The 19515-nt window shown below is 73.5% G+C and carries 9 protein-coding genes; 7 read left to right on the top strand and 2 right to left on the bottom strand.

The features are described 5' to 3' along the window. Window positions 1-21 precede the first annotated feature (21 nt). Both BJ992_RS01105 and BJ992_RS01100 read left to right on the top strand, forming a co-directional pair. Entirely contained in the window at window positions 22-960 is a 939-nt protein-coding gene (locus tag BJ992_RS01105; RefSeq protein WP_246496486.1) for an Acg family FMN-binding oxidoreductase, read from the top strand. A gap of 42 nt (window positions 961-1002) precedes the next feature. Further along, window positions 1003-1701 carry a CBS domain-containing protein gene (locus BJ992_RS01100; protein ID WP_184978101.1) on the top strand — a complete coding sequence of 233 codons (699 nt, stop codon included), beginning with the start codon at window positions 1003-1005 and terminating at the stop codon, window positions 1699-1701. A gap of 10 nt (window positions 1702-1711) precedes the next feature. Here the strand turns inward: BJ992_RS01100 and BJ992_RS01095 are convergent, their stop codons facing one another. Next, a complete protein-coding gene (locus tag BJ992_RS01095; RefSeq protein WP_184978100.1) occupies window positions 1712-2197 on the bottom strand; it encodes a CBS domain-containing protein in 486 nt (161 codons plus the stop codon). 348 nt (window positions 2198-2545) lie between these two features. On the opposite strand from BJ992_RS01095, the gene BJ992_RS01090 reads away from it, so the two are divergent. From BJ992_RS01090 to BJ992_RS01070, 5 genes are read left to right on the top strand one after another with little or no spacing between them, the layout of a single operon-like run. After that, window positions 2546-4060, top strand: coding sequence for an AMP-binding protein (locus tag BJ992_RS01090; RefSeq protein ID WP_184978099.1), 1515 nt, complete (start codon window positions 2546-2548; stop codon window positions 4058-4060). Window positions 4061-4107: 47 nt separating this feature from the next. Continuing rightward, on the top strand, window positions 4108-10500 hold the full coding sequence (locus tag BJ992_RS01085) for a non-ribosomal peptide synthetase (RefSeq protein ID WP_184978098.1): 6393 nt from the start codon (window positions 4108-4110) through the stop codon (window positions 10498-10500). After that, window positions 10497-15968: an amino acid adenylation domain-containing protein gene (locus BJ992_RS01080; protein ID WP_184978097.1), complete on the top strand. Its 5472-nt coding sequence runs from the start codon at window positions 10497-10499 to the stop codon at window positions 15966-15968. The genes BJ992_RS01085 and BJ992_RS01080 overlap by 4 nt, the downstream gene beginning before the upstream one ends. Further along, window positions 15937-16200, top strand: a complete 264-nt coding sequence (locus BJ992_RS01075) for an acyl carrier protein (RefSeq protein ID WP_184978096.1) — start codon at window positions 15937-15939, stop codon at window positions 16198-16200. The genes BJ992_RS01080 and BJ992_RS01075 overlap by 32 nt, the downstream gene beginning before the upstream one ends. After that, window positions 16197-17603, top strand: coding sequence for a condensation domain-containing protein (locus BJ992_RS01070; protein ID WP_184978095.1), 1407 nt, complete (start codon window positions 16197-16199; stop codon window positions 17601-17603). Before BJ992_RS01075 ends, BJ992_RS01070 begins: the two co-directional genes overlap by 4 nt. On the opposite strand, the gene BJ992_RS01065 is transcribed toward BJ992_RS01070, so the two are convergent. After that, the gene (locus tag BJ992_RS01065) at window positions 17578-19467 is read right to left on the bottom strand and encodes a glycoside hydrolase family 15 protein (RefSeq protein WP_184978094.1); all 1890 of its coding nucleotides are present in this window, start codon (window positions 19465-19467) and stop codon (window positions 17578-17580) included. The two genes, BJ992_RS01070 and BJ992_RS01065, sit on opposite strands and share 26 nt — an antisense overlap. Between the last annotated feature and the right edge of the window lie 48 nt (window positions 19468-19515).

Raw genomic sequence — 19515 nt, 5'->3', positions numbered from 1 at the left:
GCGACTGAAGGAGACCGTGCCATGACCGCCATGATCGATCCGCTCGCCACCGGACTCGGCGTCCGGCGTCTGCTCGTCGCGGCCGGCGCGGCGCCGTCGGTGCAGAACACCCAGCCGTGGCGGTTCCGCGTCACGCGCCACCAGGCCGTCGCGTTGTACGCCGACCCCGGCCGCCGTCTCACCGTGAGCGACCCCCGCGGCCGTTCGATGTACGTGAGCTGCGGCGCGGCCCTGTTCAACCTGCGTCTCGCGATCCGATGCGCCGGGTACCACCCCGTGGTCACGCCGCGACCCGGCACCGAGCCACGCCTGCTGGCCGTGGCCGGCATGGTGGCGGCAGGCCCACCCACACCGCACGAGAGCCGGCTGTACGAGGCGATCCCCCTGCGCCGCACCAACAGGGAGCCGTTCGACGGGGCCCCGGTCCCGCCTGCGGCGCTGGCCGACCTGCGGATCGCCGCGAGCCGCGAAGGCGCCTGCCTGGTGCCGCTGGACCGGGCCGCCGTCGCCGACATGCTCGACTACGCCGCCATGGCCGAGGAAGAACTCGCCGCCGACCCCGTCTACCTGGCCGAACTGGCACGTTGGCGGCTGCCTTCCTACGTGCGCGGCCCGGCCTCCGCCGGCGACCCGCCGGTGACACGGCGCTTCGGCGACCGGGACAGGACCGCCGCGTTCGAGGCCCGGCCGTCGCTGGCCGTCCTCACCACCCCCGGCGACGGCCCCGCCGACTGGCTGCGCGCCGGCCAGGCACTCCAGCGCGTGCTGCTCACCGCCACCGTCCACGGCCTGTCGGCGTCGTTCCTCAACCAGCCGCTGGACCTGCGCGACATGCGCGGACGCACCGACCCCCGCCACCGCAGGGGCCACCCCCAGATGATCATCAGGCTCGGCTACGGCCCCGCCGTACCGCGCGCCCCCCGCCGCCCCGCGGCCGACCTCCGGACACACCAGGCCTGAGGCACCGCAGGCGCCGCGCCGCGCAGAGCAGGAGGAAGAACCATGCGCACCACAGTGAACAGCGTCATGACCCGTGACGTCGCCGCCGTCCCCCCGGCCGCACCCGTGAAGGACCTCACCGAACTCCTCGTCGCGCGCCGCGTCAGCGCCGTCCCGGTCGTGGACACCGGACGCCATGTCATCGGCGTGGTCTCCGAGGCGGACGTGCTACGCAAGGAGGAGTTCCGCGACCAGTACTACCGTGAGGAGTACCGGCCGCCGCTGCGCACCCGCCTGCGCCACCTCGTCACCGGCCACGGCCGGCCCTCCAGGAAGGCACGCGGCCACACGGCCGGCGACGTCATGACGGCCCCCGCGGTGACCGTCCGCCCCACGACCTCGGTCGTGCGGGCCGCCAGGCTCATGGACGAGCACGACGTCAAGCGGCTTCCTGTCGTCGACGACGACGGCCGCCTGGTCGGCATCGTGAGCCGCGGGGACCTGCTGAAGGTCTTCTCCCGGCCCGACGCCGACATCGCCGCCGAGGTGGAGAACGACGTGCTCGGGAAGTACATGCTGACCAGCACCGGCGGCGTCCGCGTCCACGTCGACCACGGTGTCGTCCACCTGCGCGGCGCCATCGGCCGCCGCAGCGAGGCCCGCATCGTCACCCGCGTCACCGGCCGCGTCAACGGCGTCGTGGACGTCGTGGACGAGATGACCTGGACCGATGACGACGAACGCGAGTGGCGCGGCGCCTGACCTGCCGTGCTCAGGGCCGGTCCCGGGTCGTGGACGGCTCCGGCAGGACGGGCTGGAGGCGGAACATCGCGCAGTGGACCTCCCCGGCGGCGGTGGGGCCGGGGAACCGGCCCGCGACGGCCTTGAGGATGTCGACAGCGGTGATGAGGCCGACGGCGCGGCCCTTTTCGTCCACGACGGAGACGGCGTCCAGGCCGGCGTCGAGCATCGCGGCGGCCACGCAGTCCAGGGGTTCCTCGCGTACGACGCGGGGGACCCGGCCGTAGGGGAGCAGGTCGCGGACCTGGCGGCGGGACAGGCCGGCCGGGGAGCCCTGCCATTCCATCGCCAGGATCTCCGTGGTGAGGACGCCGTACAGACGCTGGTCCTCGCCGATGACGGGGACGTGGTGGACGCGTGCGCGCCGCATCAGCTCCCATGCCATCAGCGGGGACTCGTCCGGGGTGACGGTCACGACGTCCCGGCTCATGACGTCGGCCGCGGTGATCGTGGTCATGGCTGCCTCCTCCCGGCGCGCGGCCGGGACGTCCCACCTGGCCGTGCGCCTGGTCCTCCTCTTCCATCACACCACGACGGGGCTTCGGACCGGCGAGGTCCATGGTCCCCGGGTGCCGGGACCTTCGACCAGGCCTGACGCGCACCCCGGCCCCGAGTGGATCACCACTGCCGACCGGGATGCCGAAACATTTCGGTGAATGACTTTTCATGTTTCGCTGCTATGTCGGTCCTGCGGTGCCTATCCTTCCGGTTGAGATAGCGGGACCGCGTAAGCGCGGCTATCTGGCGACTTCAGCATCGATCACGCGGAGTGAGGCATTTTGTCGAAATCTTTCGGTGACATGCCGTGACGACCCACGACCGCCACCTCACCCTTCCCGGCCTGCTCCGGCGCCGGGCCGAGGAAGATCCGCGGCGGCCCGCGCTGCTGGTGGCCGACGTCGGTGAGCTGACGTTCGGCGAGTGGGACCGGCGGGCCGACGGCGTGGCGCGGGGGCTGGCCGAGCGCGGGGCCGCCGTCGGGGACCGGGTCGGCCTGGTGTTCGGGGAGCGCGACTGGATCGAGTTCGCGGTCGCGTGGTGCGGTGTCACGCGTGCCGGATGCGTCGCCGTGCCGCTGTCGGACCGGCTGGCCCCCGCCGAGGTGCGGCACGCGCTGACGGACTGCTCGGTGGCCGCCGTGCTGCACGGCGCCGGCGCCGACATCCCCGAGACCGGCGGATGGCGGGCCACGCCGGCGGAGTTGAGCGTGGCCGGGGGGCCGTTCGAGCGCGACCCCGGTCCTGAGGCACTGGCGCAGATCATCTACACCTCCGGCACGACCGGCCGGGCCAAGGGGGTCGGCGCCACGCACGGCAACCTCGCCTACGGCGTCACCGTCAACCCGCGGCGCCGCAAGCTCGCGCACTCCAGGCATTTCGTGCACGCCTTCCCCATCGGCAGCAACGCCGGTCAGACCATGCTGGTCAACGCGCTCGACGCGAGCCCGGCCGCGCTGACCCTGCCGCGGTTCACACCGGGACGCTTCGCCAAGCTGATCGAGTCGTACCGGGCCGGCACGGTGTTCGTGGTGCCGGCCATGGCCATCGAGCTGCTCAACGCACGGGTGCACGAACGGCACGATCTGTCGAGCGTGCGGCTGCTCGGCTCGACGGCGGCGAGCCTGCCACCGGCCGTCGCCGCCGCCTTGGCCGAGGCGTTCCCCAAGGCCACGATCGTCAACTACTACACCTCCACCGAGGCGGCACCGGCGCAGACCACGATGATCGTGGATCCGGCGCGGCCCGCGTCGGTGGGCCGGCCGTCGTCCGGCGGCGACCTGCGGATCGTCACACCGGACGGCGCCACGGCGGCGCCGGGTGAGCACGGCGAGGTGTGGCTGCGGTCCCCCGCCGGGGCCCGTGCCTACTACGGGGACCGGCGGCTGACCGGCGCCACCTTCAAGGACGGCTGGGTGCGCATGGGTGACATCGGCTACCTGGACGCCGACGGTTACCTGTACCTCGTGGACCGCGAGAGCGACGTCATCAAGTCAGGCGCGCACAAGGTGTCGACGCTCCAGGTGGAGGCCGCGCTGTACGAGCACCCGGCGGTCGCCGAGGCCGCCGTGACCGGCGTGCCGCATCCGGTGCTCGGCAAGGTCATCGCCGCGGCCGTCGTCGTCCGTTCCCCGGTCACGGCGGCCGACCTGCGCGTGTTCCTGCTGGACCGCCTCGCGGGCCACGAGATGCCGAGCCGGCTGCTGTTCGTGCCTGAACTGCCGAAGAACCACGTGGGGAAAGTGGTGAAGCCCCGGCTCCTCGACCTTTTCGACCGCGGCCCTTCGGACGCGCCTTCGGACGCGCCTTCGGACGCACGGTGAGACCCCTGGTGGCTCCGGCCGCCGGCGAGCGGAACTGAGAGACGAACATGAACCACCGCCAGTACGACCGCGAGGCCTCCCCCGCGCAGCAGGGCATGTGGATCGGCGAGCGCATGGGAGCGGGACCGGCGTACCGCATGCCGCTCGCCCTGTGGTTCGACGGCGACCTCGACGTGTCCGCCATGCTCGCCGCCTGCGGTGACGTGATCGGCCGCCACCCGGTGCTGTCCACCACCGTCGAGGAGACCGGCGACGGCCTGCACCTGGCCGCGGCGGCCGAGCCGGTGGTGACGCACCTGCCGGGCTCCGGCGACCTCGGCCGGTTGGTCGAAGAGGAGTCGGCCCGCGGCTTCGACCTGGAGAAGGGCCCGCTCGCCAGGTTCACGCTCGCGGCGGCCGAGCCGGCGCGTCACGTGCTGCTGTTCACCGCGCACCACCTGGTCTTCGACGGCATCTCCAAGGACATCCTGGTGCGTGACCTCGCTCGCTTCTACGCGGCGCGGACCGCCGGCCGGCCGGAGCCGGTGGTGCCGTTGCCGTTCGCCGGCGTGGCCCGCGCCGAGCACGTACGGGTGGAGGCGGCCCTGCCTGCCGCGCGCGCGTTCTGGGCCGCGCGCCAGGCGGCGGCCACGGAGCTCGTGCTGCCGGGACAGCGGCGCACGGCCCACCGGTACGGCGAAGGCGAGGAGATCGTCGCCGAGGACGGCCGCGAGCTCGGCGCGGACGCCGAGGCGGTGGCACGCGCGGCGGGTGCGACGACGTTCGAGACGCTGGTCGCCGCGGTGCACGCGCTGCTGTTCCGGTACGGCGCGCGCGACGCGGCGGTGGCGGTGGACCTGACCACGCGGCACGCGGACAGCCGCGACCACATCGGGCCGTTCGTCAACGAGCTGCCGGTGCTCGCGCGGCCGGAACCGGCGCGGGAGTTCACGGACTTCGTCCGGGACGTCCGCGGTGAACTGCGGCAGATCTACCGGTTCCGGGACGTGCCGATCTCGCTCGGCGTGCCGCGCGGCGTCGTCACCCCCGTGTCGATCAGCTACCGCAGGCGTGAACCGGATCCGGTGTTCCCCGGCCTGCGGCTCACCGTGGACCGCATGATGTTCGCCGGCGGCAGCAGAGGCGCGCTGCACCTGCAGGCCGTGGACGGCCCGGACGGCCTGGCCGTCCGACTGCGGTACGACCCGGCGGCGCTCGGCCGGGACGACGCCGCGCGGTTCCTCGGCGGCCTGCGCGCCTTGCTCGGTCACGCCGCGGCCGGCCCGCGTACCCGCCTCGCCGACCTGGAGGTGCTGGCGCCGGCGGAGCTGCGCCGCGTGCTCACCGAATGGAACGCGACCGCGGCACCCTACCCCGAGGACGCGACGCTGCCGGGCCTGTTCGCCGAGCGGGTGCGTGACCGGCCGGACGCGGTGGCCGTCACCTGCGAAGGCCGTTCGCTCACCTTCGCCGAGCTCGACGCCATGGCGGCCCGGATCGCGCACCGGCTGCGGCGGGCCGGTGTGGAACGCGGGGACCTGGTCGCCGTGCACCTGCGACGGTCGCCGCTGCTGCTCGCGTCACTGCTCGCCGCGCACAAGGCAGGCGCCGCCTACCTGCCGCTGGACCCCGGCCACCCGGCGGAACGCCTCGCCATGATCGTGGCCGACGCGCGTCCCCGGCTGCTGCTGTGCGAGAGCCCCGCTCCGGAACACCTGCCGGGCCGGATCCTCGTGGTGGACGAGGGGACCGAGTCCCCTGAGACGTCCGGCGAGGCGGCGACAGAGCCGGCGACAGAGCCGGCGACAGAGCCGGTACGGCCGCTTGCCGGCGACATCGCGTACGTGATCTACACCTCGGGTTCGACGGGACGGCCGAAGGGTGTCGAGGTCGATCACGGGAACCTCGCCAATCTGCTGCTCGCGATGCGCGACCTGCTCGGTGCGCACCACGGCCACACATGGCTCGCGCTCACCTCACCGGCGTTCGACATCTTCGCCCTGGAGATCTACCTGCCACTGGTCACCGGCGGCCGGGTGGTGGTCGCGCCGCACGACGCGGTGCGGCGGCCCGAGGCGCTGGCGCGGCTGGTGGCCGCGCAGGGGGTGACCCACGTGCAGGCCACCCCGTCGGTGTGGCGGCTGCTGCTGCCTGGCGGCATCGGCGGCGTGACCGCGCTCACCGGCGGTGAGGCGCTCACGGCGCGGCTCGCCGGTGAGCTGCGCTCGCGTTGTCCCCGGGTCGTCAACGTGTACGGGCCCACCGAGACGACCATCTGGAGCACGGCGGGTGAGCCGGGAGAGCCGGATGGGACGGTCACGATCGGCCGTCCGGTCGCCAACACCCGCGTCCACCTGCTCGACGCGGCCATGCGGCCGGTGCCGGTGGGGGTGGCCGGTGAGTTGTGCGTCGCGGGGGACGGGGTCGCGCGCGGCTACCGCGGACGTCCCGGCCGCACGGCCGAGCGCTTCGTGGCCGACCCGTTCGGGCCGCCGGGTTCGCGGATGTACCGCACGGGGGACCTGGCGCGGTACCGGGCCGACGGCGAGATCGAGTTCATCGGACGTGAGGACGGCCAGGTCAAGGTGCTCGGCCACCGCGTCGAGCTCGGTGAGATCGAGGCACGTCTCCTCGGCCACCCCGCGGTGGCCGAGGCCGCGGTGGCCGTCCGCGACCGGGAGGCCGGCGATCCCCGCCTGGTCGCGTACGTCGTGCCGGCGCGCGGCGCGTCCCCCGAGCCGTCCGCGCTGTCGGCGCACCTGGCGCGCACGTTGCCGCAGCCGCTGCTGCCGAGCGCGTACGTGGTGCTCGACGCGCTGCCGCTCACCCCGGTCGGCAAGCTCGACCGTGCCGCGCTTCCCGACCCCGCGCGGGTCACGCCGGCCCCCGAGCCCGGCGGGACGACGGATCCGGCCGGCGAGCCCGGCGGGAGCGCGGACCTCGCCGAGCAGGTGCGGCGCATCTGGCGTGAGGTGCTCGACCTCGACGAGGCGGGTGAGGTGGGGGACATCGCGCTGGACGACGACCTGTTCGACCTCGGCGGCCACTCGCTCACCATGACGCAGATCACGGCGCGCGTGCGCGATCGCCTCGGGGTGGACGTGTCGCTGGACGCCTTCTTCGACGACCCGACCATCGGGGGTGTCGTCGAGGAGATCGTGCGGCTGCGTGGCGGGCCGGCCGGCGAGGTCGCGGCGGAACCGGAGACCCCGGCGATACGGCCCCGGCCGCCGGGGGCGGCGCCGCCGTTGTCGTTCGCGCAGGAACGGCTGTGGTTCCTGCAGCGGTTCGACCCCGGCGACGCCTCGTACAACATGTACCTGGTGCTGCGGTTGCGTGGCCCGCTGGACGTCCGCGCGCTCGGCGACGCGCTGGACGCGGTGGTGGCGCGGCACGAGAGCCTGCGCACGTCGTTCCCGGACATCGACGGCACGCCGATCGCGGTCGTCGACCCGCCGGGCCCGGTGCCGGTGGAACGCGTCGACCTGAGCCGCGTTCCCGACGCGCAGGAGGAGGCGCGACGGCTGGTCTCCGCGCGCGTCAACGCGCCGTTCGACCTCGCCGCGGCGCCGCCGCTGCGGGTGACCCTGATCACGCTCGGCCCCGGCGACCACGTGCTGTGCTTCGCGCTGCACCACATCGTCGCCGACGGCTGGTCCAACAGCATCCTGTTCGACGACCTGTTCGCCGCCTACCAGGCCAGGGTCGCGGGGACCGAACCCGGATGGCCGCCGATGCCGGTGCAGTTCGGCGACGTCGCGCTGTGGCAACGGGACCGGGACGCAGGGCCCGCCGCGGAGGAGGCGCTGGCGTACTGGCGGCGCCGCCTCGCCGACCCGGCCCGCCTTGAGCTGCCGCTCGACAAGCCGCGCGGCGGACGGCCGGACGGCGCGTTCCACATGTTCGGTGTGCCGGAGGACGTCGTCGGGAGGCTGGAGCGGCTGGCGCAGGAGCACGGGGCTTCGCTGTTCATGGTGCTGGTGGCCGCCTACCAGGTGTTGCTGGCCCGGCACACCGGTCAGCACGACATCCTGGTCGGCACGCCGTGGGCCGCCAGGGACCGCGTGGAGCTGGAACCGGTCATCGGGTACCTCACCGACACGCTGGTGCTGCGCGGCGACCTCGGCGGGGACCCGGAGTTCACCGGCCTGCTGGACGCGACCCGCCGCTCGGTACTGGAGGCGCACGCGCACCGCACGGTGCCGTTCGAACGGCTCATCGGGGAACTCGGCCTGCCGCGTGACGTCCACCACAACCCGCTGCTCGCCACAATGATCATCCTGCACAGCCAGGTGGGAGACGGCACACCTCCCGAGCGGGTCGGCGACCTCGGGGTGGAGCTGTTCGACGGCGGCTACCGCCAGGCGAAGTTCGACCTGGCCCTGGAGACGTGGCGCGGCGAGCGGGGCCTGCGGGCCGCGCTCGGCTACGACGCGACCCTGTTCCACACGGCCACGATCGAGCGGCTCGCGGCGCGGTTCGAGACGCTGCTGCGCGGCATCGCGGACGCGCCGCGCACCCGGATCTCGCGGCTGCCGATGACGACGAGCGAGGACGACGCCGCGAACGCGGCCCTGGCGGCAGGCGCGGCGGACAGGGAAACCGGTCCGGCGCAGACCGGCCGGGAGGTGGCTCACGACGGTGGCGCCACCGTGCCGGAACTGTTCGCGCGGACCGTCGCGGCGACGCCTGAGGCGACGGCGCTGGTGTGCGGCGGTGAACGTGCCGGATACGCGGAGCTGGACGCGCGGGTGACGCGCCTCGCGGCGGCGCTGCGGCGGCGGGGTGCCGGCCGCGGTGACGTGGTCGGGGTGTGTCTCGGCCGGTCGATCGGCGCGGTGACGGCGCTGCTCGCCGTGTGGCGGGCCGGCGGCGCCTACCTGCCGCTCGACCCCGAGTATCCGCAGGAACGCCTCGGCCTCCTCGTGCGCGACAGCGGCGCGCGGCTCGTCGTGACGGACGCGTCACTGGCGTCGCGGCTGCCGGAGTCCGTCCCCGTGCTGATCGCGGAGGACGCGTACGACACGGCCGACACGAACTACGCGGCCGACGGCGAGCCAGGCGACCTCACCGGCACCTGGCCGGCGCCGGACGACCCGGCGTACGTCATCCACACCTCAGGCTCCACCGGCCGGCCTAAAGGCGTGCTCGTCGAGCACGGCGCGCTCGCCGCACGAGTGCGCTGGATGCGCCAGGAGTACGGCCTCGGTCCGGCCGACCGGGTGGCGCAGTTCGCGTCGCTCAGTTTCGACACCCACGTCGAGGAGTTGTGGCCCGCGCTCACGGCCGGCGCGTCGGTGCTGCTGCTGCCGGACGGCGCGGCCACCCTGCCGGATGTCCTGCGCACCCCCGAAGGCGGCCGGGTCACCGTGCTCGACCTGCCGACCGCGTACTGGCACCACCTCACCGAGGCACTCGGCGACGTGACGTGGCCGCGTCCGCTGCGGCTCGTCGTCATCGGCGGCGAGCAGGCGCACGCTCCGGCGGTCGGCCGCTGGCGTGCCTGGTTCGGCGACGAGGTGCGGCTGGTCAACACCTACGGCCCGACGGAGGCCGTCGTCGTCGCCACGGCGGCCGACCTCGGCCGGGCCGACACGGAGACCACTCCGCCGATCGGCCGGCCCGTCGACGGCGTGACCGCGCGCGTCCTCGGCCCGTACGGCGAACCGGTGCCGCCAGGCGTGCCGGGTGAGCTGTGCCTCGGCGGCGCGAGCCTCGCACGCGGCTACGTCGGCCGTCCCCTCTCCACCGCGGAACGGTTCGTCCCCGACCCGTTCGGCCCGCCTGGTTCCCGGCTGTACCGCACCGGCGACCGGGTGCGCCTGCGGCCGGACGGCGCTCTCGCCTTCCTCGGCCGCTTCGACGACCAGGTGAAGGTGCGCGGCTTCCGGGTGGAGCCGGGTGAGGTGACGGCGGCGCTGCTCACCTGCCCCGGTGTGCGCCAGGCGGTGGTGACCGCCGACGGCGACCGGCTGCTCGCGTACACGGTGGGACCGGCCGACCCCGAGGACCTGCGCCGGCGGCTCACCGCCACGCTGCCGGCGCACCTGGTGCCGTCCGGCTGGGTGCGGCTGGACGCGCTGCCGCTCACCGTCACCGGCAAGGTCGACCACGCGGCCCTGCCGCTGCCGGGCCCCGTCGCCGCCGCGCGGTACGTGCCGCCGCGCACAGACGCCGAGACGCTGGTCGCGGGGGTGTGCGCCGAGGTGCTCGGTCTCGACGCCGGAGCCGTCGGCGCGTCCGACGACTTCTTCGCGCTCGGCGGCCACTCGCTGCTCGCGACCCGGGTCGCGGCGCTGCTGCGGAACGCGCTCGACATCGACGTGCCGATCCGCACGGTGTTCGACCGGCCGACCGTCGCCGGGCTCGCCACGGCGGTCGAGGAGCTGCTCGTCGACCAGCTCTCCGGCCTGACCGAGGACGAGGCGGCCCACCTGCTGGAACAGGAGACGCCGCGGTGACCGGGACCGAGAAGCTGTCGGCCACCAAGCAGGAGCTGCTGGCCCTGCGGCTGCGCCATGGCGCCCCGGCCCCGCGCAGGCGGACCGTCCCGAGGCGGCCCGAAGGTGAGCCGCCGCCGCTGTCGCACGCGCAGGAACGGCTGTGGTTCCTGGAACAGTTCGCGCCGGGAACCACGCAGCTCACCATCCCGCTCACCCTGCGGCTGCGCGGCCCCCTCGACGCCGCCGCGCTCGCGGACGCGCTCGACGCCGTGGTGTCCGCGCACGAGGCACTGCGCATGCGGTACCCGGCCACCGCGGACGGCGAGCCGCGGGTCGTGGTCACCGAGGACGCCACCCTGCCGCTGACCGTGGCCGGCGCGCCGGACGAGGCCACCGCGCGGTCCCTGGTCGAGGTCTTCCTGTCCGCGCCGTTCGACCTGGCGCAGGGACCGGTGGCGCGAGCGCTGCTGGTGCGGCTCGCCGACGACGACCATGTGCTCGTGGTCGCGGTGCACCACATCGCCGCCGACGGCTGGTCCGCCGAACTTCTGCTGCGCGAGGTCTTCACCCGTTACGCCGACGGCACACCCCCCGAGCCGGAGACCGGGTACGGCGACTACGCGGCCTGGCAGCGGAGCCTGCCGCCGCCGGAGCGCGACCTCGGCTTCTGGCGGGAACGGCTGGCCGGCCTCGAACCGCTCGACCTGCCGTCCGACCGGCCCCGGCCGCCGGAACGCACCTACACCGGCGCGGCGTGCGGGTTCCCGCTGGACGCGGACCTCGCGACCGCGCTCGCCGAACTCGGCCGCGCGCACGGCGCCACACCGTTCATGACGATGCTCGCCGGGTTCGCCGCGCTGCTCGGCCGGTACGCCGGCACCGAGGACGTCGCGGTGGGGTCACCGGTGGCGGGACGCCAGGCGCCGGAGCTGGACGGCGTGATCGGCTGCTTCGTCAATATGCTGACCATGCGGGTGGACCTGTCGGGTGACCCGGCGTTCGGGGAGCTGCTGGACCGGGTGCGCCACGTCACCGTGGACGCGCTCGCGCACCAGGACCTGCCGTTCGAGCGGCTCGTCTCCGAGCTGGACCTGCCGAGGGACGTGTCGAGGTCGCCGCTGTTCGGCGTCATCCTCGCGATGCAGAACTTCCGTGGCGGCGGCGTCGAACCGCCGCAGGGCCTGAGCCTCGCGGACTTCCCGCTCGACGCCTGGGCCACGCGGTACGACCTGGAGCTGTACGTCGCCGACGACCCCGGCGGCGGCATGTCGGGGCTGTTCGTCTACAACACCGACCTGTTCGAGGCCGCCACGGTGGAACGGCTCGCCGGCCACCTGCGCACCCTGCTCGAACGCGTCGCGGCCCGTCCTGACCTGCGGCTGTCGCAGATCGACCTGCTCGGCGAGGAGGAACGCCGCCTCGTCGTCGAGGGCTGGAACGCCACCGCCACGGCCTACCCCGGCGTCGCGACGCTGCACGGTCCCGTCGAGGAGCAGGCGGCGCGCACCCCCGACGCCGTCGCGGTGCGTTTCGAGGGCCGGTCGCTGACGTACGCCGAGCTGGACGCGGCGGCGACCCGCGTGGCGCACACCCTGCGCCGCCACGGCGTGACCGCCGGCTCGGTGGTCGCGGTCTGCGCGGAGCGCTCGCTCGAGCTGCTGCCGGGGCTGCTCGGCGTGCTGAAGGCCGGTGCCGCGTACCTGCCGGTCGACCCGGACTACCCGGCCGAGCGGATCGCGTTCATGCTCGGCGACGCCGCGCCGGCCGCGCTGCTCACGCAGCGAAGGATCCGGCCGTCCGTGCCGGACACCACCACGGTCGTGCTCGACCTGGACGACCCGTCGGCCTGGTCCGGCGCCGGCCCCCTGCCGGCAGTGGACCCCGGCGACGTCGCCTACGTCATCTACACCTCCGGCTCCACCGGCCGGCCCAAGGGGGTGCCGAACACCCACGGCGGCATCGCCAACCGGCTCCGCTGGATGCAGGAGCGGTACGGCCTCGACGCCGGCGACGTGGTGGCGCAGAAGACGCCGGTGAGCTTCGACGTGTCGGTGTGGGAACTGTTCTGGCCGCTGCGCCACGGCGCGACCCTCGCGCTCGCCACCCCCGGCGGCCACAAGGACGCCGCGTACCTGCGGCGTTTCCTCGTCACCGAGAAGGTCACCACCGTCCACTTCGTGCCGTCCATGCTCGCCGCGTTCCTCGCCGAGGACGACGTGGCCGGCTGCCGCGCGCTGCGCCGCGTCATCTGCTCCGGCGAGGAACTGCCTGCCGACCTCGCGCGGCGCTGCCTCACCACGCTGCCGGGTGCCGAGCTGCACAACCTGTACGGCCCGACCGAGGCCGCGGTGGACGTGTCGTCCTGGCACTGCCGTCCGGCCGCGCTCGCCAAGGCGGCCCGGGTGCCGATCGGCACGCCGGTCGCCAACACGTCCCTGTACGTGCTGGACGCCGCCATGGCGCCGGTGCCGGTCGGTGTGCCGGGTGAGCTGTTCATCGGCGGGGACCAGGTGGCGCTCGGGTACCTCAACCGGCCCGGCCTCACCGGCGAACGGTTCGTGGCGAACCCGTTCGGCCCGCCTGGCTCGCGGCTGTACCGCACCGGCGACCTCGCGCGACGGCGCCTGGACGGGGCCCTTGAGTTCCTCGGCCGCATGGACGGCCAGGTCAAGCTGCGCGGCCTGCGCATCGAGCTCGGCGAGATCGAGGCGGCGCTGCGCGCCGTCCCCGCCGTCCGGGACGCCGCGGTGATCGTCCGCGAGGACCGTCCCGGCGACCCGCGCCTGGTGGCGTACATCACGCCGGTGGACGGCGGCGCGCTGGACGAAGTGCTCGACCACGCCGCCGTGCGCGCCGAGCTGAAGAAGACGCTGCCGGACTACATGGTGCCGGGAGGCTGGGTCACGCTCGCCACCTTGCCGCTCGGCCCGAACGGCAAGCTCGACCGCCGCGCGCTGCCGGCGCCGGTCGCCGGACGAGACGCCGCGATCGAGTTCGTCGCGCCGGACACCCCGACCGAGCGAGTCTTCGCGGAGATCTGGTGCGAACTGCTCGGCGTCGAGGCGATCGGCGTCGACGACGACTTCTTCGACCTCGGCGGCCACTCGCTGCTCGCCACACAGGTGGTGGCGCGGCTGCGCAAGCGGACCGGGGCCGAGGTCGGCGTGATGGACGTGTTCAAGCACCCCACCGTGCGTGAGCTGGCCGCGCTCGCCGACACCCCGGCCGACCGGCGCGGCCCCCGGTCGCTGCTGCACCGCCTCACCCCGGCCCGCGCCACGCCGCCGGTGCTCAGCTACGTGTGCGTGCCGTACGGCGGGGGGAGCGCGGTCGTGTACCAGCCGCTCGCCGACGCGCTGCCGGACGGTCACGCACTGTGGTCGCTCGCGGTCCCCGGTCACGACGCCGGTGTCGCCGAGGGACGGATGGAGTTCGACGACCTGGCGGCGGCGTGCGTGCGGGAGATCCTGGAGAAGGTCGAGGGCCCGGTCGCGCTGTACGGCCACTGCGGCGTCGGGTCGGCGCTGAGCGTGGAGATCGCTCGGCGTCTCGAGGCCGCGGGACGGGAACTCGTGGCGCTGTACATCGGGGCCATCTTCCCGTTCGCCAGGCCGCGCGGCGCGCTGATGTCGCGGGTCGCGAAGCTCGCCGAGGCGGAGCGGCTGCGCGGCGACCAGCGGTACGTCAACTGGCTCATCTCGCAAGGCGTGGACCTCGGTGACATCGAACACGCCGAGGCCCGCCGGATCGTGCGCAACATGCGGCGCGACTCGCGGGAGGCGGAGGACTACTACACCCGCCTGTTCGCCTCCGGCACCGAGCGGCTCCGCGCTCCGGTGATCACCCTGGCCGGCACCGAGGACCCGGCGACCGACTACTACCAGGAGCGGTTCCGTGAGTGGCACTTCCTGACGTCCACGTCGGCGGTGGTGGTGCTCGCCGAGGCCGGCCACTTCTTCCTGAAGTACCGCGCCGCCGAGGTCGCCGAGATCGTCACGACCACCCATCGCGCGCTGGACGGGCCGCGCGACGGGCCGGAGCGCGCGCCGGACGCCACGTGGTGGCTGCACGACGTGTCGCGCTCGGACACGCCGGTGCGGCCGGCCGGGGTGCAGCCGAGCCTCGCGCGGTTCCTCTCCGTGGCGGCAAGCCAGCTCGTGTCGGTGACCGGGTCGGCGCTGACCGAGTTCGCCGTCCCGCTGTGGATCTACACCACGACCGGTTCCGTGGTGCAGTTCGCGCTGCTCGCGGTGGCGGGCCTGGTCCCCGGGCTGCTCACCGCGCCGGTCGCCGGCGCGATCATCGACCGGTCCGACCGGCGCAAGGTCATGCTCGCGGGGGACGTCGCGGCGTTCGCCACGCAGCTCGCGTTCGGGTTGCTGCTGTGGACGGGGAACCTCACCACGGGGGCGATCTACCCGCTGCTCGGCTGCCTGTCGGTCGCGCTCACGTTCCAGCGGGTCGCGTACGCCACGGCGATCCCGCAGCTCGTGCCGAAGCACTACCTCGGCCACGCCAACGGCATCGCGCAACTCGGCTTCGGCACCGCGCAACTGCTGGTGCCGATCTTCGCGGTGGGGCTGCTCGCCGGCATCGGGCTCGGCGGCATCCTCCTGCTCGACGTCCTCAGCTACGCGGCCGCCATCGTGGTGCTGCTGGTCGTGCGGTTCCCCGCCACCATGGCGTGGCGGCGCAGGGAACCGATCACCGCCGAGATCCTCGGCGGGCTGCGGTACTCCCTCGGCCACCGCGGCTTCCGCGGCATGCTGCTGTTCTTCGTCGTGATGAACGTCTTCCTCTCGCCGCTGCTGCTGATGTTCGGGCCGCTGGTGCTGTCGTTCGCGGGACTCGCCGACGTCGGCAGGGTGTCGTTCCTCGCCGGCGTCGGCACGTTCGCCGGCGCGCTCATCATGATCGTCTGGGGTGGGCCGCGCCGGCTGCGGCTGCGCGGCGTGCTGCTGTGCACGCTGGCGCTCGGCGTGTTCAGTGTGGTCACCGGCCTGCGTGCCGACCTGGTGGTGATCGCCGTCGGCGTGTGCGGCATGACCGCCTGGGTGACGCTGCTCAACGGCATCTACACCACGATCGTGCAGGTCAAGGTGCCGCAGCGGTTCCACGGCCGGGTGTTCGCCATGAACACCCTGATCGCGTGGTCCACGCTCCCCATCGGCTTCGGCCTCGTGGCGCCGTACGCCGCCTCCGTGCTCGACCCGCTGCTCGTGGACGGCGGCGCGCTCGCCGGCAGCGTCGGCACGCTCATCGGCACCGGCCCCGGCCGCGGCATCGGGTTCATGTACCTGCTGTTCGGCGCCGCCATCGTGGCGGTCGCCCTCATCGCCATGCGGGTGCCCGCGCTCGCCCGCTTCGACCACGAGGTGCCGGACGCCGTCGCCGACGACCTGATCGGCGTCCAGGCGCTGCGCGCACTCGACGAGACGAGAAAGGCCAAGACAGATGAGCGAGACCACCACCGAGCTCCGGCATGAGCTGGCCGGCATGATCGCGAGCGCCTCCGACGGCGAGGTACGCGCCGAGGACGCGCTCACCGGCCGTCACTCCCTCTCCGCGCTCGGGTTCAGCTCGCTGGCCCGCATCCGCCTCATCGACGCCATCGAGGACACCTTCGGCGTGGACGTCGACCTCGGCGGTGACCTGTCGTCCTTCGAGAGCGTGGACACCCTCGCCGCGCACGTCGCGACGCTGCTGGCGGCGCGATGACGACCCGTGCCGTCGCGTTCGAAGGCATGCGGGACGGGGTCGCCACCCTCACCTGGGGCCAGCGGCTGATGTGGCGCGCCGTCCACCTGATGGGGGACAGCCAGTCGTTCCTCAACTGCCCCTGGGTGCTGCCGGTGTACGGCAGACGCGGGCTGCCGGTCGTGCTCGACGCGCTGCGCACGCTGATCGAGCGCCACGAGAGCCTGCGCACGACCTTCACCGCCACCGCCGACGGCCCCGTGCAGCAGGTGAACCGCGTCGGTGAGCTGACCGTCGAGCTGGTCGACGCCGGCGAGGACCGTGCGCTCACCGTGGCCGAGCGCCTCGCCGCCACGCTCAGCGAGACCGTCTTCGAACACGGCACGGACCTGCCGCTGCGCTGCGCCGTCGTGCTCAAGAACGACCGGCCCATGGCCCTGGCCTTCACCTTCTCCCACCTCGCCGTGGACTACCAGGCCCTGTCCCTGCTGTCGGCGGAGTGGCGTTCCCTGCTGCGCGGCGAGGACCTGCCCCCCGCCGACTGGCAGCCCATGGACCAGGCCGAACTCGAACTCGAACCGTCCTTCCAGGCCCGGTCGCGACGTTCGATCCGCTACTGGCGCTCGGTGTTGGAGGACGTCCCCCTGGACGTCTTCGACCACCCGCCGGGAACCCCCGAGACGCCACGTTTCATCGAGGTCGGCATGACGTCCGTCGCCGCCGCCGTCGCCGCGGAGCGTCTGGCGGAACGCTGGGCCATCAGCACCACGAGCATCCTGCTGGCCGCCTGTGCCACGGTCCTCGCCACCGTCAGCGGCCGGCCGAGGGCCGTGATGCAGCTCGTCCACAGCAACCGCCGCGACCCGCGCACCCGCGCCATGGTCGGCACCGTGGGCCAGGACGGCCTTTTCGTCCTCGACCTGCCGGACACCGACTTCGCCGCCACCTGCCAGGAGGCCCACCGCAGCGCGCTCACCGCGTACCGCAACGCGCACTACGACCCCTTCGCCATGACCGCCATGCGCGAGGAGATCGGCCGCCTGCGCGGCAGGGAACCGGACCTCGACGCCTTCCTCAACGACCGCAGAGGCGGCACCACCTGGCCCGGCCTGCCGAAACTGCTCTCCGGCGAGGACGTCGCCCCCCTGGCCGCCAGGACCCGCACCCATGTGAAAAACGCCTGGCCCGGTGTCCGCTTCAAGGCCTTCTTCACCATCGGCACGGCCCCCGACACCGCCGAGCTGAGCCTGATCATCGACACCGCCTACCTGCCGCGTCCCACCGCGGAGGCGATGCTGCTGGCCGTCGAGCGCCTGCTGCTGCGCAGCCTCACCGAGGACGTCCCCATGGCCGCCGTCCCGGAGATCTGCGCGCTCTCCCCCGTCGGCTCAGGCGCGGTCAGCCGAGGGCCTGGTCGAGGTTGACGGCCGCGCTGATCAGCGCCAGATGGGTGAACGCCTGCGGGAAGTTGCCGAGCTGCTCGCCGGTGTGGCCGATCTCCTCGGCGTACAGGCCCACGTGGTTGGCGTACGTGAGCATCTTCTCGAAGGCGAGGCGGGCCTCGTCCACCCGGCCCGCGCGGGTGAGCGCCTCGACGTACCAGAAGGAACAGATGGAGAAGGTGCCTTCCGGGCCGGTCAGGCCGTCGGGGCTGGCCTGCGCGTCGTAGCGGTAGACCAGGGAGTCGGAGACCAGGACGCGGCCGAGCGCGTCGAGCGTGGACAGCCACTTGGGGTCGGTCGGGGACACATACTTGGCGAGCGGCATCATCAGGACCGAGGCGTCGAGCACGTCGCCGTCGAGGTGCTGCACGAACGCCGCCACTTCGGCGTTCCACCCCCGGCACATGATCTGGCGGTAGATCGCGTCGCGGCTGCGCCGCCAGCGGGGGATGTCGGCCGGCAGTCCGCGGCGCGCCGCCATGCGCATGGCGCGTTCGATGGCGACCCAGCACATCAGGCGCGAGTACACGAAGTGCTGACGGCCGCCACGGGTCTCCCAGACCCCCTCGTCCGGACGGTCCCAGTTGGCGCACACCCAGTCGACCAAAACGCACAACTCGTCCCAGCGGTCGCTGGAGATGGGGTCGGCCCACTTGTCGTACAGGTAGATGGAGTCGATGAGCGCGCCGTAGATGTCGAGCTGCAACTGGCCGGCGGCGGCGTTGCCGACGCGGACCGGCGCCGAGTCCTGGTAGCCCGACAGGTGCGGCAGCTCGCTCTCGGGGATGTCCCTGCCGCCGTCGATCCGGTACATGATCTGCAACGGCCCGGCCGGACCGTCCTCGCACAGGGGGACGTACTCGGACAGGAAGCCCATGAAGGCCTCCGCCTCCTCGGTGAAGCCCAGCCTGAGCAGCGCGTACACGCAGAACGCGGCGTCACGGATCCAGACGTACCGGTAGTCCCAGTTGCGTCCGCCACCCACCATCTCCGGCAGGCTGGTGGTGGGTGCCGCGACGATGCCGCCGGTCGGCGCGTACGTGAGGAGCTTGAGGGTCAGCGCGGAGCGGTGCACCATCTCGCGCCACCGGCCCCGGTACCGCGACCTCGCGAGCCAGCGCCGCCAGTAGGCGACCGTGGCGGTGAACTGCTCCTCGGCCTCGGCGATGGGGCAGTGCCGGCGCGGCAGTGACACGTCGCTGCGATCGAGCGCGAAGACGGCGGTCTCCCCCTCGCGCAGCGTGAACCGGGACCGCACGTCCACGCCGTCCCGCTCCAGCGGCACCGTCGCCTCCAGGGTGAGGCTCATCGACGGGGCCGTGAAGACCGCGCGGTCCTCGTACGTCCGCACGGTGTGCGACTCGGCGCCGTACCCGAACCGGGGGGCCACCAGTGCGGTGAACGGCAGTTCGCCGCGCACGCAGACGACGCGGCGGATCAGCCGGTGCCGGTCGGCCTCGCGGGGGTCGGCGGGGATCGGCATGAAGTCCTGGATCTCGCCGACGCCGTCGGCGGCGTAGAACCGGGTGATCAGGACGTTGGTGTCGGGGAAGTAGAACTGCTTGGTCCTGCGTTCCGGCACGTCCGCGCCGAGCCGGAACGAGCCGCCGCGCTCGGCGTCCAGGAGCGAGCCGAACACGCTCGGCGCGTCGAACCTCGGTGAGCAGTACCAGTCGACGGTCCCCCTGGTGTCGACCAGGGCCACCGTGCGCAGGTCCCCGATCAGGCCGTGCTCGGCGATGGGAGGGTACGCGTCCCGTCCCGCGGTCACGCGCTCCTTCTCGGCGCGCTCGCCGCCGGTGGGGCCTTCCCGGTCGTGGATCCCTCCGTGTCCGTCCCGTGGCATGACTTCACGTTATGTTCGCGTTTTCCCCCGCCGGTCCTGCGTTCCGTC

Origin of the sequence: Sphaerisporangium rubeum (assembly GCF_014207705.1) — a bacterium.
Lineage (GTDB): Bacteria > Actinomycetota > Actinomycetes > Streptosporangiales > Streptosporangiaceae > Sphaerisporangium > Sphaerisporangium rubeum.
The sequence above is the reverse complement of the archived record's forward strand: the minus strand, read 5'-3'. Positions and strand labels throughout refer to the sequence as shown.

What these genes read in the sequence shown, in the direction of transcription:
- BJ992_RS01065 (WP_184978094.1), bottom strand. Translation starts at nt 19,467, where the DNA reads ATGCCACGGGACGGACACGGAGGGATCCACGACCGGGAAGGCCCCACC.
- BJ992_RS01095 (WP_184978100.1), bottom strand. Translation starts at nt 2,197, where the DNA reads ATGACCACGATCACCGCGGCCGACGTCATGAGCCGGGACGTCGTGACC.
- BJ992_RS01085 (WP_184978098.1), top strand. Translation starts at nt 4,108, where the DNA reads ATGAACCACCGCCAGTACGACCGCGAGGCCTCCCCCGCGCAGCAGGGC.
- BJ992_RS01075 (WP_184978096.1), top strand. Translation starts at nt 15,937, where the DNA reads ATGAGCGAGACCACCACCGAGCTCCGGCATGAGCTGGCCGGCATGATC.
- BJ992_RS01105 (WP_246496486.1), top strand. Translation starts at nt 22, where the DNA reads ATGACCGCCATGATCGATCCGCTCGCCACCGGACTCGGCGTCCGGCGT.
- BJ992_RS01070 (WP_184978095.1), top strand. Translation starts at nt 16,197, where the DNA reads ATGACGACCCGTGCCGTCGCGTTCGAAGGCATGCGGGACGGGGTCGCC.
- BJ992_RS01100 (WP_184978101.1), top strand. Translation starts at nt 1,003, where the DNA reads ATGCGCACCACAGTGAACAGCGTCATGACCCGTGACGTCGCCGCCGTC.